Annotated in this window: 12 protein-coding genes and 1 pseudogene; 9 read left to right on the top strand and 4 right to left on the bottom strand. The window is 69.6% G+C overall.

Annotated elements, in window-relative coordinates; all coding sequences use genetic code 11:
* From ACIP89_RS19520 to pssA, 7 genes and pseudogenes are all read left to right on the top strand, one after another.
* Positions 1–288, top strand: a pseudogene (locus ACIP89_RS19520) (crotonyl-CoA carboxylase/reductase); the annotation flags it as partial.
* A gap of 1 nt (position 289) precedes the next feature.
* Positions 290–2,302, top strand: a complete 2,013-nt coding sequence (locus ACIP89_RS19515) for a protein meaA (protein WP_401929824.1) — start codon at positions 290–292, stop codon at positions 2,300–2,302.
* On the top strand, positions 2,299–3,270 hold the full coding sequence (locus tag ACIP89_RS19510) for an HpcH/HpaI aldolase/citrate lyase family protein (protein WP_402115862.1): 972 nt from the start codon (positions 2,299–2,301) through the stop codon (positions 3,268–3,270). Before ACIP89_RS19515 ends, ACIP89_RS19510 begins: the two co-directional genes overlap by 4 nt.
* A 1-nt stretch (position 3,271) precedes the next feature.
* Positions 3,272–3,799, top strand: a complete 528-nt coding sequence (locus ACIP89_RS19505) for a MaoC family dehydratase (protein ID WP_401929827.1) — start codon at positions 3,272–3,274, stop codon at positions 3,797–3,799.
* A gap of 2 nt (positions 3,800–3,801) precedes the next feature.
* On the top strand, positions 3,802–5,007 hold the full coding sequence (locus ACIP89_RS19500; protein WP_401929829.1) for an acyl-CoA dehydrogenase family protein: 1,206 nt from the start codon (positions 3,802–3,804) through the stop codon (positions 5,005–5,007).
* 181 nt (positions 5,008–5,188) lie between these two features.
* On the top strand, positions 5,189–5,836 hold the full coding sequence (locus ACIP89_RS19495; protein ID WP_073734208.1) for a phosphatidylserine decarboxylase: 648 nt from the start codon (positions 5,189–5,191) through the stop codon (positions 5,834–5,836).
* Positions 5,823–6,677, top strand: coding sequence for a CDP-diacylglycerol--serine O-phosphatidyltransferase (gene pssA / locus ACIP89_RS19490; protein WP_401929831.1), 855 nt, complete (start codon positions 5,823–5,825; stop codon positions 6,675–6,677). Before ACIP89_RS19495 ends, pssA begins: the two co-directional genes overlap by 14 nt.
* Positions 6,678–6,746: 69 nt before the next feature.
* Here pssA and ACIP89_RS19485 read toward each other — a convergent pair whose 3' ends face one another.
* On the bottom strand, positions 6,747–7,481 hold the full coding sequence (locus ACIP89_RS19485) for a S1 family peptidase (protein WP_402115861.1): 735 nt from the start codon (positions 7,479–7,481) through the stop codon (positions 6,747–6,749).
* Between the two features lie 303 nt (positions 7,482–7,784).
* Between ACIP89_RS19485 and ACIP89_RS19480 the strand changes: the two genes are divergently transcribed.
* Entirely contained in the window at positions 7,785–10,661 is a 2,877-nt protein-coding gene (locus tag ACIP89_RS19480) for a CHAT domain-containing protein (protein ID WP_402115859.1), read from the top strand.
* An 18-nt stretch (positions 10,662–10,679) separates the two neighbouring features.
* Here ACIP89_RS19480 and ACIP89_RS19475 read toward each other — a convergent pair whose 3' ends face one another.
* The 3 genes from ACIP89_RS19475 to ACIP89_RS19465 are packed head-to-tail and all read right to left on the bottom strand — an operon-like array spanning position 10,680 to position 12,030.
* On the bottom strand, positions 10,680–10,919 hold the full coding sequence (locus ACIP89_RS19475) for a hypothetical protein (protein WP_401929837.1): 240 nt from the start codon (positions 10,917–10,919) through the stop codon (positions 10,680–10,682).
* Complete coding sequence (locus ACIP89_RS19470; protein WP_402115858.1) at positions 10,916–11,608, bottom strand: DUF6338 family protein; 693 nt, start codon at positions 11,606–11,608, stop codon at positions 10,916–10,918. The genes ACIP89_RS19475 and ACIP89_RS19470 overlap by 4 nt, the downstream gene beginning before the upstream one ends.
* Complete coding sequence (locus tag ACIP89_RS19465; protein WP_401929840.1) at positions 11,608–12,030, bottom strand: hypothetical protein; 423 nt, start codon at positions 12,028–12,030, stop codon at positions 11,608–11,610. Before ACIP89_RS19465 ends, ACIP89_RS19470 begins: the two co-directional genes overlap by 1 nt.
* Positions 12,031–12,461: 431 nt before the next feature.
* Between ACIP89_RS19465 and ACIP89_RS19460 the strand changes: the two genes are divergently transcribed.
* Positions 12,462–14,837: a discoidin domain-containing protein gene (locus ACIP89_RS19460; RefSeq protein ID WP_402115857.1), complete on the top strand. Its 2,376-nt coding sequence runs from the start codon at positions 12,462–12,464 to the stop codon at positions 14,835–14,837.
* The last annotated feature ends 54 nt before the right edge of the window (positions 14,838–14,891 follow it).

Genomic DNA, 14,891 nt, shown 5'->3' with positions numbered 1-14,891 from the left:
AACCGCTACCTGTGGATGTCGCTGAAGAAGATCGTGGGCTCGCACTTCGCCAACTACCGCGAGGCGTGGGAGGCCAACCGCCTCGTCGCCAAGGGAAAGATCCACCCGACGCTCTCGAAGGTCTACTCGCTGGAGGACACCGGCCAGGCCGCGTACGACGTGCACCGCAACCTCCACCAGGGCAAGGTCGGCGTCCTGGCACTGGCCCCGCGCGAGGGGCTCGGCGTGCGCGACCACGAGATGCGCGAGCAGCACATCGACGCCATCAACCGATTCAGGGACATCTGACATGAGTGGCCGTCAGAAGGACCGCCCCTGGCTCATGCGGACGTACGCCGGTCACTCGACCGCCGAGGCCTCCAACGAGCTCTACCGGCGCAACCTCGCCAAGGGCCAGACGGGCCTGTCGGTCGCCTTCGACCTGCCCACCCAGACCGGGTACGACCCCGACCACATCCTCGCCCGCGGCGAGGTGGGCCGGGTCGGCGTGCCCGTCTCGCACCTCGGTGACATGCGCCGGCTGTTCCAGGACATCCCGCTGGAGCAGATGAACACCTCGATGACGATCAACGCCACCGCGATGTGGCTGCTGGCGCTCTACCAGGTGGTCGCGGAGGAGCAGGGCGCCGACGCGGACAAGCTCCAGGGCACCACCCAGAACGACATCGTGAAGGAGTACCTCTCGCGCGGGACGCACGTCTTCCCGCCGGGCCCCTCACTGCGGCTGACCACCGACATGATCACGTACACGGTCAACCGCATCCCCAAGTGGAACCCGATCAACATCTGCAGCTACCACCTCCAGGAGGCCGGGGCCACCCCGGTCCAGGAGATCGCGTACGCCATGTCGACGGCCATCGCGGTCCTCGACGCCGTGCGCGACTCCGGGCAGGTGCCGCCGGAGAAGTTCGGCGCCGTCGTCGCCCGGATCTCCTTCTTCGTGAACGCGGGCGTCCGGTTCATCGAGGAGATGTGCAAGATGCGCGCCTTCGGCCGCATCTGGGACCGGATCACCCAGGAGCGCTACGGCATCACCGATGCCAAGCAACGCCGCTTCCGCTACGGCGTCCAGGTCAACTCGCTCGGCCTGACCGAGGCCCAGCCGGAGAACAACGTCCAGCGCATCGTGCTGGAGATGCTGGCCGTCACCCTCTCCAAGGACGCCCGCGCCCGCGCGGTGCAACTGCCCGCCTGGAACGAGGCGCTGGGGCTGCCGCGCCCCTGGGACCAGCAGTGGTCGCTCCGCATCCAGCAGGTACTGGCCCACGAGAGCGATCTGCTGGAGTACGAGGACATCTTCGCCGGGTCCCATGTCATCGAGGCCAAGGTCGACGAGCTGGTCACCGAATCGCTCGCGGAGATCGACCGGATCCAGCGGATGGGCGGCGCGATGGCGGCCGTCGAGTCCGGCTACCTCAAGTCCGAACTGGTCTCCTCGCACGCCGCCCGGCGGGCCCGGATCGAGGGCGGCGACGAGAAGATCGTCGGCGTCAACATCCACCAGGGCACCGAGCCCAATCCGCTCACCGCCGACCTCGACGCCGCGATCATGACGGTCGACCCGGCCAACGAGGCCAAGGTCGTCGCCGCGCTCCACGAGTGGCGCGACAACCGCGACGAGGCCCGTGCCACCGAGGCACTGGCCGTCCTGAAGAAGGCCGCCGCGGGCACCGGGAACATGATGGAGGCCACCGTCGAGTGCGCCCGCGCGGGCGTCACCACGGGCGAGTGGTCCTGGGCGCTGCGCGATGTCTTCGGTGAGTTCCGCGCCCCGACCGGAGTGTCGTCCGCCCCGGTCGCGGTGACCGCGCAGGAGGGCACCCCGCTGGCCCTGGTGCGGGAGAAGGCCGCCCGGACCGCAGAGGACCTGGGCGCGGGCCGGCTGCGGCTGCTGGTCGGCAAGCCCGGCCTGGACGGGCACTCCAACGGCGCCGAGCAGATCGCCGTGCGCGCGCGCGACGCCGGCTTCGAGGTCGTCTACCAGGGCATCCGCCTGACGCCGGAACAGATCGTCTCCGCCGCCGTCGCCGAGGACGTGCACTGCGTCGGGCTGTCGATCCTGTCCGGCTCGCACGCCGAGCTGGTGCCGGACGTACTGGCCCGGCTCCGCCGCACCGGCGCCGGCGACATCCCGGTCATCGCCGGCGGGATCATCCCGCCCGCCGACGCCGCGGCCCTGATCGAGGCCGGCGTCGCCGCCGTATTCACCCCGAAGGACTTCGGCATCACGGAGATCATCGGCCGTATCGTCGACGAGATCCGGAAAGCGAACAAGCTCGACCCTCTGGAGGTCCCCGCATGACCACGCCCACGCCCGTGAACCGGCTGCGCCCCCGCCGCTCCTGTCTGGCCGTCCCGGGCTCGAACCCGCGGTTCCTGGAGAAGGCCCAGGGCCTCCCGGCCGACCAGGTCTTCCTGGACCTGGAGGACGCCTGCGCGCCGCTCGCCAAGGAAGGCGCCCGGCACCACATCGTCGACGCGCTGAACAACGGCGACTGGTCGGGCAAGACCCGGGTCGTGCGGGTCAACGACTGGACGACGCACTGGACGTACCGTGACATCATCACGGTCGTCGAGGGCGCGGGCCCCCATCTCGACTGCATCATGCTGCCGAAGGTGCAGGACGCCCAGCAGGTCGTCGCCCTGGACCTGCTGCTCACCCAGATCGAGAAGACGATGGGCTTCGAGGTCGGGAGGATCGGCATCGAGGCGCAGATCGAGAACGCCAAGGGCCTCGTCAACATCGACGACATCGCTGCCGCCTCGCCCCGCCTGGAGACCCTGATCTTCGGCCCGGCCGACTTCATGGCGTCGATCAACATGAAGACCCTGGTGGTCGGCCAGCAGCCGCCCGGGTACGGCGCGGACGCGTACCACTACATCCTGATGCGCATTCTGATGGCGGCCCGCACGCACGATCTCCAGGCGATCGACGGCCCGTTCCTCCAGATCCGTGACGTGGACGCGTACCGCGAGGTCGCGGGCCGCGCGGCGGCGCTCGGCTTCGACGGCAAGTGGGTGCTGCACCCCGGTCAGGTCGACGCGGCGAACGAGGTGTTCTCGCCCTCGCAGGAGGACTACGACCACGCGGAACTGATCCTCGACGCCTACGACTGGTGCACCTCCGAGGAGGGCGGCAAGAAGGGTTCGGCGATGCTCGGCGACGAGATGATCGACGAGGCCAGCCGCAAGATGGCCCTGGTCATCGCCGGCAAGGGCCGCGCGGCCGGTATGGAGCGCACCTCCAAGTTCGAAGCTCCGGAGGCCTGATATGCAGTTCGGGCGCACCTATGAGGAATTCGAGGTCGGTGCGGTCTACAAGCACTGGCCCGGAAAGACCGTCACCGAATACGACGACCACCTCTTCTGCCTGCTGACCATGAATCACCACCCGCTGCACATGGACAGCAACTACGCGGAGAGCACAACGGATTTCGGCAAGAACGTTGTCGTCGGCAACTACATCTACTCGTTGCTGCTCGGCATGTCGGTGCCGGACGTCTCCGGAAAGGCGATCGCCAATCTGGAGGTCGAATCGCTGAAGCATGTGGCGCCGACCTTCCACGGCGACACGATCTACGGCGAGACGACGGTTCTGGACAAGACTCCGTCGAAGTCCAAGGCCGACCGGGGAATCGTTTACGTGGAGACCAGGGGCCACAAGCAGGACGGCACGCTGGTCTGTGTCTTCCGTCGCAAGGTGATGGTCCCGACGGAGACGTACATCAAGGAGCGGGGCGGCGAACAGCCGGGCCGCCCGGAGCCGAAGCAGCCTTCGCAGAAGAACGTGGAGAAGTAGCCATGGCCCGACTCGCCCGGACTGCCGGCCTCAGCGATGTCCAGCAGGAAATTCTCTCCACGGTCCGTGATTTCGTCGACAAAGAGATCATTCCGGTCGCCACCCAGCTGGAGCACCGCGACGAGTACCCGGCCGAGATCGTCGAAGGCCTCAAGGAACTCGGACTTTTCGGGCTGATGATCCCCGAGGAATACGGCGGGCTGGGTGAGTCCCTCCTCACGTACGCGCTGTGCGTGGAGGAGATCGCCCGCGGCTGGATGAGCGTGTCCGGGATCATCAACACGCACTTCATCGTCGCGTACATGCTCAAGCAGCACGGCACCCAGGAGCAGAAGGACACCTTCCTGCCCCGGATGGCGCTCGGTGAGGTGCGCGGCGCGTTCTCGATGTCCGAGCCGGCCCTGGGCTCCGACGTCGCGGCGATCACCTCCAAGGGCGTGCGGGAGGGCGACGAGTACGTCCTGAACGGCCAGAAGATGTGGCTGACGAACGGCGGCACGTCCACGCTCGTCGCCGTGCTGTGCCGGAGTGACGAAGGCCACCCCGAGGGCACCCCGCCGCACAAGTCGATGACCACGTTCCTGGTGGAGAAGGAGCCCGGATTCGGCGAGGTCCGGCCCGGCCTCACCATCCCCGGGAAGATCGACAAAATGGGCTACAAGGGCGTCGACACGACCGAACTCATCATGGACGGGCTACACATTCCAGCCAATCGTGTACTCGGCGGCGCCACCGGCCGAGGGTTTTACCAAATGATGGACGGAGTGGAGGTGGGCCGGGTAAATGTCGCCGCACGTGGCTGTGGCGTCGCACAGCGTGCATTCGAGCTGGGTGTTTCCTACGCCCAGCAGCGCCACACCTTCGGAAAACCGATCGCCCAGCACCAGGCGATCCAGTTCAAGCTGGCCGAAATGGCCACCAAGGTCGAGGCCGCGCATGCGATGATGGTAAATGCAGCGCGCAAAAAGGACTCCGGGGAGCGAAACGACCTGGAGGCAGGGATGGCGAAGTACCTCGCCTCCGAGTACTGCAAGGAAGTCGTCGAGGACGCCTTCCGGATCCATGGCGGTTACGGCTTCTCCAAGGAGTACGAGATCGAGCGCCTCTACCGGGAGGCCCCGATGCTGCTGATCGGTGAAGGTACCGCCGAGATCCAGAAAATGATCATCGGGCGCCGACTCCTTGAGGAGTACCGGTTCCAGGGTTGATTGCCCCATTCGCGGTGATTTAACCGCGAAGAAGATCACACCCTGTCATCCTCATGCGGTGCCTTCCAGACGTCCGACTCGGCTGCTGGCTTGCCCAGTTGCGGTCCGCAACCGATAACATCGCCGGAAAAGCCGCCGTCCCCCGTTGCCAGCGCGGCATCATCCGCTACGAAGGTCATCCATGCCCGACAGCCATACCTCTGCACCACGCGGCGGGGTCCGCCTTGCACGCGGAGCTTCGCCGTGGCTCCTCCCGACCGTCGCCACCGCCGCACTCAGCCTGTCCCGGGCCCGCAGGTCCGGGCGCTGGGCGGCCGTGGCCGTGCCCACCACCGCGCTCGCGGCGGGCATGCTGTGGTTCTTCCGCGACCCCGAGCGCGAGATCACCCAGGGGCGCGTCATCTCACCGGCCGACGGCGTGGTGCAGAGCATCATGCCGTGGAAGGACGGACGCACCCGCGTCGCGATCTTCATGAGCCCGCTCAACGTCCACGTCAACCGCGCGCCACTGGCCGGCACGGTGACATCGGTCGAGCACATCCCCGGCGGCTACGTTCCGGCGTTCAACAAGGAGAGCGAGAACAACGAGCGCGTTGTCTGGCACTTCGACACCGAGCTCGGCGACATCGAGATGGTGCAGATCGCGGGTGCCGTCGCCCGCCGCATCGTTCCGTACGTCCCGCAGGGCACGAAGGTGGATCAGGGCGAGCGGATTGGCCTGATCCGGTTCGGCTCCCGGGTCGACATCTACCTTCCGGAAGGTATCGATGTCGCGGTCGAGGTCGGCCAGGCCACCACCGCGGGGGTGACTCGAATTGACCGTGATTGATCCTGAGACACAGGCGGGCTGGGTTCCCGAGGCGGAAGCCGAGGACGACAGCGAGGACATGCCGCTCTCAATGCGGCTGTCGATAGCGGACACCCTCACCCTCGGTAACGCCACGTGCGGTTTCATGGCGGTGTACTTCACCACCACGGGCATCCTCATCCCGCACCTCACGGGCAGCGATGAGAGCGGCATGGCGCGGCACTCCGCGGCCACCGCCGTGATCCTGATGCTCATGGCCGCGATCTTCGACCTGTTCGACGGACTCGTGGCCCGCAAGCTGCGCTCCTCGCCGATGGGTGCCGAGCTGGACAACCTCTCGGACCTCGTCAGCTTCGGGCTCGCCCCGGCGTACTTCGTCCTCGTGTACGGCATGGTCGCGGACGACGCACACCAGCGGGTCTCGGCACTGGCGGCGATCGTCGTACTGCTGGCGGTGGTCCTCAGGCTTGCCAGATTCTCCTGCGTGACCTTGAAGGACGGCATGTTCCAGGGCATGCCGAGCCCCTTCGGAGCGCTCACGGTCATCTCGGTCGTGCTCCTGGAGCTGCCCTTCGTGCCGACGCTGCTCGCGATCGTCGGAGTAGCGTGGCTGATGGTCAGCCGGGTCGAGTACCCCAAGCCGCGAGGTGTCCTCGCGGTGGCGATGCTCGGCTGGATCGTGGCCGCGATGGGCCTCCTGGCCGCTTGGGCCTTCGACGCCCCCGGCGGTCAGCTGCTGCTCCAGACCGGCTGTGCGCTCCAGGTGGTCCTGGGTGCGGTCATCCCGCTCTTCGCGACCGCCCGCCGGGTGAACACGTTCCGCGACAACCGGCGCGAGGCACGGGCGGCGCAGCTGCCGTAGCGGCTCACCAAACGTCATGCGCGAGGGCCCGGATGCTCCCCAGCATCCGGGCCCTCGCGCATGACCGGGCTATCCCCCGATGACCGAGCGGATCCAGCCGAGCTCCCTGGAGATCTCGCCCGCCCCCGCAGTCCGCTCCCGGTCGGAGCCGTCGAAGACGCCGAGGAGGGTCTCGGTGCCGCGCGGACCGATGCTCATCACCGGGCCGCCGGAGTCACCGCCCGCGGGAATCCCGGACACCCTCGCCATGCAGAAGTCCGACCCGCCCGGCACGGTGTAGCCCTCGCAGCGCGGGTCGGCCGGGCGCAGGACCCGCAGGACCGACTGCTTGAGCACCGGGGACTGGCAGCTGTTCTCGTCCCCGGTGCAGGTGGCGCCCCAGCCGTACTGCCGCACGAGCCGGCCCGGGTGCACACCGGCGGTGGCGAGCCGGGCGGTGCGGATGTTCATCGGCGACACCTTGACGAGCATCATGTCGGCCCGCGCGCTTCCCACCCGGCCGCGCGGCACCGGGTGCAGCGTGATGCCCTTGCGCACGTCGAGGCTGCCGGCCCGGAACGAGATCCGCTTGTCCGCGACGGGCTGCCCCTGCTCGAAGAAGCAGTGCGAGGCGGTGATGATCCACCGGCGGGCGATCGCCGTACCGGTGCACGCCGGGGCGCCGTCGACGAACATGCGCACCGCCCACGGACCGTAGGCGCTCCTCGATCCGCCGATCACGGCGGAGGCGGATGGTGACGACATCACCGAAGCCGTCACTGCCAGCAGGAGGGTCACCAGCGCTACACGAACACGACGATTCATTCGGAACAGCTCCTCTGATCAGGGCATGGGCCGTACTGCTGGTCAGATACCCGGCCGGGCCGAAAGGTTCCGATTGGAACGAATGAAGTGAATGAAGAGAATGGCCCGATTGAACTTTCATGTTCAATCTCCTATGCGAAACGCTCGCTTCCGATTGCGAACACGCGGCCGAATATCGCCCCTCATTGCGAAAGTCCCCATACGGAGATTTCTCCGCTTTCCCGCTGGACCGGGCGGTACGGTGCCCTCGCGGAAGCACCGCCGTCGTGACCCGGCGAGGGCGGGAATGGGGGAGTTCAGCGGATGTCGGACTGGCCACTGGCGATCGGTGTACTCGGCACATTGACGATGCTGTTCTTCTTCTGCGCCGGTGACCGGCTCATCGGCAGAGCGAGCGGCCGCACCCCCTGGGGCATCCTCGGTTTCGTCGTCTCGCAGATGGTGGAGAAAGGGATCTGGTTCTTCCCCGGCTCCACCCCCGCCTGGTACGGGCCCTCGACCTACGTATCCGCGGTGGTGGCCGGTTTCGCGGGCTTCGCACGCCTCCAGCTGACCAGCGCGGAGCAGCGCGCCAACCCGGACAACAATCCGTTGGCGGCGAACGAACGCGCCGCCGCCGGCGAGGACCGGCTGCGGAGTTACGCCGCGACCGACGATCTGGGAGTCCTGGACTCGGCCGTGGACGACTTCCGTACCGCCGCCCGCCAGAGCGTGGGTCACGCCAACCACCTCGTCCACGTCACCGGCCTCATCCGGACGGCGCGGATGCGGTACGAGCGGCTCGGGCGGCTCCAGGACCTCGACGAGTCCATCGAAGCCGGTGAGCGGGCGAGCCGGGCCCGGGGTTCCGGCCAGGCCCGCGGCCGGATGCTCTGCCAGCTCAGCACCGCGTTACGGCTGCGCTACGACCACCTCGGCGCGGCGGACGATCTGGCGCGGGCCGTCGCCACCGGGCGCGAGGCCGTACGGCTCGTCCCGTCCCGCAGTCCGCACTTCCCCGGTACCTGCGGCCAGTTCGGCGCCGCCCTGCACAGCGAGTTCCTGCGCACCGACGACATGGACGTCCTGGAACAGGCCGTCGCCCAGGTGTCGGCCGCGGTGGACTGGGCCGACAGGCGCGGCTACCGGCGCGCGGCGGACCGGGCCACCCTCTGCTACCTGCTGGTGCAGCGCGGGAAGCGCACCGGGAGCCTCGTGGACATCGACCGGGCCGTGCGGACGGGGCGGGAGGCGCTGGAGACCATCGCGCCCGGCGCGGCCCTGTACGGGACGTGTCTGAGCAACCTCGGCCTGGCGCTGCGTACCCGGCACGGACTGCGCGCGGGCGCGGAGCCCGGGCCGGCCACGGACGATCTGGACGAGGCGGTCAGCCTGAGCGAGCGCGCCCTGAGCACGGCGCCGACGGATGCCCCGGAAAGGGCGGTGTACCAGGTCGTCGCGGCGCTGGCCCTGCGCGACCGGGGCCAGTACGACACGGCCCGCGCACCGGACGGGACCGGCGGCGGTGCGGGCCCCGCGGCCGGTGACGACCGCACCGGGAGGCTGGACCTGGCCCTCGACGCGGCACGGGCCGCGGCGACCCACCCGAGGGCCGACGTTCCGACGCGGATGCGGGCCGGACTGCTCTGGAGCGATATCGCGGCCTCGGGCGCCCGCTACCGGGACGCGATGACGGCGTTCGAGACCGTCATCGCACTGCTCCCCCGGCTGGCCGGACGCGAGCTGCGCCGGGCGGACCAGGAGGACCGGCTCGGCCGGTACAGCGGTATCGCGGCGGACGCCGCAGCGTGTGCCCTCTTCGAGGGCGCGCCGGAGCGGGCGGTGGCGATGCTGGAGCTGGGGCGCGGGGTGCTGCTGTCGCGGGAGCTGGATCTGCGCTCCGACATCGGTGAACTGCGGGCCCGGAAGCCTTCGCTGGCCCAGGAGTTCGAGGATCTGCGGGCGGCTCTGGCCGAGGGGCGCGCCGAACCGTCCGCGGGCGATGCCGCCCACTCGCGCTCCCGGCGGCGTGCGGAGGGCGAGCGCTGGGACGTGCTGCTGGGCGAGATCCGCGCGCTCGACGGGCTCGCGGACTTCGCGGGGCCGCCGTCCCCGCGGCGTCTGCTCGCCGGGGCGGCCGAGGGCGCCGTCGTCTATCTCAACGTGAGCCGGTTCCGCTCCGACGCGGTCATCATCGCCCCCGACGGGATCCGTTCCGTCCCGCTGCGGGTCACCCCGGACGAGGCCGAGCACCGGCGGCGCACGCTGGACGCCGCCCTCGCCACCGGGCCCGGCGGTGAGGCGGAGCGGGCGGCCGCGGTGCACGAGGTGCTCGGCTGGCTGTGGGACGCCCTGGCCGAGCCGGTGCTGAACGCCCTGAAGGATCTGCACGCGGCACATCGTGGGCCGGGGCTGCCGCGTGTGTGGTGGGTGCCCACCGGGTCGCTCGCGCTGCTGCCCGTCCACGCGGCGGGGCACCGCGGCGGTACCCGCTCGCTGCTCGACCGGGTGATCTCGTCGTACACGCCCACGATGCGTTCCCTGGCCACCGCCCGGACCGCCCGGACCGCCCGGACCGCCGGAGCCGTTCCGCCCCGGCGGCGGGTGCCCCTCGCGGTCACCATGTCCAGCACGCCGGGCGCGGGGCCGCTCAGCGGGGCGGAGGCGGAGGCACGGATGGTACGGGAGCTGTTCCCGGGGACCGTCCGTCTCACCGGCGCGGACGCGACCAGGGAGCGGGTCCTGGACGCGCTCCCGCACCATGCCTGGGCGCACTTCGCCTGCCACACGGCAACCGACCCCGACGTCCCCTCACGCAGCGGGCTGCTCCTGCACGACCACCAGCGGCGGTTGCTGACCGTGGAGGACGTGTCCCGGCTGGAGCTGGGCAGCCCCGAGCTCGCCTATCTGTCCTCGTGCGACACCGCCCGCACCGCGCCCCGCCACGCCGATGAGGCCATCCACCTCGCCTCGGCCTTCCAACTGGCGGGCTACCGCCAGGTCATCGCGACGCTGTGGCGGGTGGAGGACGAGGTCAGCTCGGTGTTCGCCGAGAACGTCTACACGGAGCTGGCGGAGGCGGTGCGGACCGGCGCGCCGGTCGACGCGGCGGCCGCGGTGCGGCACGCCACCCTCGCGGTCCGTGAACTGTGCCCCAACCTGCCGCAGTTCTGGGCGAGTTATCTGCACGTCGGATGCTGAGGAGCGGTCACCGGCGGCTCAGGACCCGGCCGGCCCGGACGGATCGGACGGTTCCGGGGGCTCGGGACTCTCCGGCGCCGGCACGGCCGTGCCGGCGTCCCGCGCGGGGAAGGAGACCCCCGCCCGGTCCGAGGGGCCCCGGGTCGGTTCGGGGACGGAGAGGACCGGTGTGTGCCCCCGGAAGTCCCCGCCGCCCTTCAGCCGCAACTTCTTCTCGAACGCGGTGGGTTCGGGCTCTTCCGCCCGGGGTGCGGTCATCCTGGCTCCTCGGTGACGCGGGCGGCCGGGAGGGTCGCCGCAGGGGGGTCTGAGGGTGCGGCGGACGGCGGGTTCAGGAGTTCCAGCACATCGGTGTCCGCCGCTCTGACGTGGATCCCGGCGCTGTCCCGGACGGGCCGGACGAAGCTGCCGTCCGGCTTCATCAGCCACGCCGTCTCCAGGTAGATCTCGGGGGGCTGCGGATACGAGGTGGCGTACGACCGGCCGCCGTACCAGCCGCCCACCCAGGCGCCGTCCCGCAGCCGCATGCGGACGAAGCAGGGGCCGGAGCGGCGGAACAGGTGGTCCCAGGCGGTGGGCGTCGAGCGGTAGCGCGCGGGGCGCCGCCGCCGCTGCCACCAGGTGACACCGCCCGCCGCCACCGCGGGCACGACGACGAAGAGCGCCAGGGCCAGCAGCCCGGCAGACCGGGGCTGCTCTGCGACGCCCTCCCGGCCGCCCGCCGCGGTGTGCCGGGCGAAGCGCACCAGCCCCGGCCCCGCCGCGACGAGATACAGGGTGTCGAGCACGACGGACGCCGCCACGGCGCGCAGTACCCGCTCCCCCAGGTCGCGTTCGCCGGGGACCGGGCCCCGCCACCGCTCCCGCAGGAACTGGTAGGTGACGCCCGGCAGGACGAACAGCACCAGCACGGCGATCTGGAGCGGGGTGGACGGGGACTGCCCCATCACATGCCCCGCAGGCCCTCGGACGGATCGTGCGCGATCAGTCTGGCCCGCCGCGCGCGGAGCCCCAGCACGACTGCCACCACCAGCGTCGAGATCGCCACCCAGGGTCTCGCGTGCACGATCAGCGCGGCGGTATCCGACTGCCGGGAGGTGGCCAGTGCGGTCAGCAGCCCTCCCACCAGCCACAGGATCCCCGACACCCGCCTCGGCGCGCTCATCTCCGCGAGCAGCAGCAGCGCTCCGAGCAGCGCGGTGACCGCTACCGCCAAGGTGAACGGATCGGTCGCCACCAGGACCCGGTACTCACCGATGTCCAGCAGGCTCAGCACCGCCAGCCACTTGGCCCGGCCGAAGCCGAGGAGGGGTGACAGGACCACGAGGCCCAGCACCAACCCGTACATCACGGACTCCGGTACCTGCATGAACCGACTCCCCCGCACCGCTGTACGCCCATGGGCGTCCTGCCTCAGATGCTAGTCACACCCGGGGAGCATCGCGGTCCCTCGTTCGGGTGATTGCGTCGCCGGAAGGTTTCCGCTCCGCCGCCGTCCCCGCCTCACACTTTTTACGCAGTGATGCAAATGTTTTGCGTACCGCCGCAAGGGCCGCGACGACGACCATCACGGCCGCAGCCGGCGCGACACTTGAGCACCCCGGAGCCTGCCCGGCGTCTCGCGCGCCTCTTCGTCCCAGGCGACCAAGCACCGCACATCCCACCTAAATCACAGGTTTGAGTCATGAAATTAAGCATCTCCAGCAGAATCTTGCGCACTGCCATGGACTTCTTTGCGCCATCACTCCTAGCCTGTGGGGCGTCCGAAGAGCCCCCACGAGCCGCAAGGACGACTGATACGTGACCCCGACTCCCAGACGCCAGTTGCTCAGACGCTCCATATCCGCCTCTCTCTCGCTGGCACTCGCCGCGGCCGGCACCGCCGCCGCCGTGGTCCTGTCCAGTGCTCCGGCCGCCCAGGCGGCGGGGGTCCCCGCCCCCTCCCCCGTCGCGGTACCCGGTCGCGGCGCGACCGTTCCGTTCAAGGAACAGGAAGCCGAGTACGCGGCCACCAACGGCACGCTGATCGGCCCGAACCGGCTGTACGGCACGCTGCCCTCCGAGGCCTCCGGCCGACAGGCCGTGACGCTGGACGCGGTCGGTGAGTACGTGGAGTTCACGCTCACCGCACCGGCCAACGCGATGTCCTTCCGCTACTCACTGCCGGACAGTGCCGCCGGATCGGGCCGGGACGCCTCGATCAACGTGCTGGTGAACGGCGCAGCACAGAAAGCGGTGCCCGTCACCTCCAAGTACGGCTGGTACTACGGTGGTTACCCCTTCAACAACAACCCGGGCGACACCAACCCGCACCACTTCTACGACGAGGCCCGGACGATGTTCGGGTCGACCCTCGCCGCCGGTACGAAGGTGCGGCTACAGGTCTCCTCCACCTCCGCGTCGCCGTCGTTCACCATCGACCTGGCGGACTTCGAGCAGGTGGCCGCGCCGACCGCCAAGCCCTCCGGCGCACTCGACGTCGTCTCCGACTTCGGCGCCGACCCGACCGGGGCGGCGGACTCGACCGCCAAGATCCAGGCGGCCGTGGACGCGGGGAAGGCGCAGGGCAAGGAGGTCTACATCCCGCAGGGCACCTTCCAGGTCCGCGACCACATCGTCGTGGACAAGGTGACGCTGCGCGGCGCCGGCCCCTGGTACTCCGTGCTGACGGGGCGCGACCCCTCCAACCGGAGCAAGGCCGTCGGCGTCTACGGGAAGTACGCCCGGGACGGCGGCAGCAGCAACGTCACGCTCAAGGACTTCGCCATCATCGGCGACATCCGGGAGCGGGTGGACGACGACCAGGTCAACGCCATCGGCGGAGCGCTGTCGAACTCCACCGTCGACAACATCTGGATGCAGCACACCAAGTGCGGCGCCTGGATGGACGGCCCGATGGACAACCTCACCATCAAGAACAGCCGCATCCTGGACCAGACCGCCGACGGCGTGAACTTCCACTACGGCGTCACCAACTCCACCGTCACCAACACCTTCGTCCGCAACTCCGGCGACGACGGACTGGCGATGTGGGCGGAGAACGTCCCGAACGTGAAGAACAAGTTCACGTTCAACACCGTGGTCCTGCCGATCCTCGCCAACAACATCGTGACGTACGGCGGCAAGGACATCACGATCTCCGACAACGTCATGTCGGACACCATCACCAACGGCGGCGGCCTGCACATCGCCAACCGCTATCCAGGGGTCAACTCCGGTCAGGGCACCGCTGTCTCAGGCACCACCACGGCGGCCCGCAACACCCTGATCCGGACCGGCAACAACGACTACAACTGGCAGTTCGGCGTCGGCGCGATCTGGTTCAGCGGGCTCAACGAGCCCATCAACGCCACCGTCAACATCTCCGACACGGAGATACTCGACAGCTCCTACGCCGCGATCCACCTCATCGAGGGCGCGACCAACGGGCTGCACTTCAACAACATCAAGATCGACGGCGCCGGTACCTACGCGCTCCAGATCCAGTCGCCGGGCACGGCCACCTTCACCAACGTGGTGGCGACCCATATCGCGCAGTCCAACCCGATCCACAACTGCGTCGGCAGCGGCTTCCAGATCACCCGGGGCGCCGGCAACTCCGGCTGGTACTCCGACCCGCCCGCCTGCACCGGCAACTGGCCCGCCCCGGTGTGGACCAACGGCGGTGTGCCGCAGGGCGGCAGCGGCCCGACCGACCCCACGGATCCGACCGGTCCGACCGACCCCACCGACCCGACCGACCCGCCCACCGACACCGGCAACCTCGCCCGGGGCCGCAGCGTGACCGAGTCCGGCCACGCGGATGTGTACGGCGCGTCCAGGGCCGTGGACGGTGACGCGAACACCTACTGGGAGAGCACCAACAACGCCTTCCCGCAGACCATCACGGTCGATCTGGGCGCGGCCAAGGCGGTCAAGCGGCTGGTCCTGAAGCTGCCGCCGGCAGCGGCCTGGGCCACCCGTACGCAGACCCTGAGCGTGTCCGGCAGTACCGACAACAACACGTTCACCTCGCTGAAGGGCTCCGCGGGTTACACCTTCGACCCGTCGAGCGGCAACAAGGCGACCGTCACCCTGCCCGGCACGTCGGCCCGGTACCTGCGGCTGACGTTCACCGGCAACACCGGATGGCCGGCGGCGCAGCTCTCCGAACTGGAGGCCTACACCACCAGCTGACCCGCAACAGGCCGGCCGCCGGACGGGCGCGTGAGACGCCCGTCCGGCGGCCGG

This window comes from Streptomyces sp. NPDC088730, from assembly GCF_044751215.1.
GTDB lineage: Bacteria > Actinomycetota > Actinomycetes > Streptomycetales > Streptomycetaceae > Streptomyces.
The sequence above is the reverse complement of the archived record's forward strand: the minus strand, read 5'-3'. Positions and strand labels throughout refer to the sequence as shown.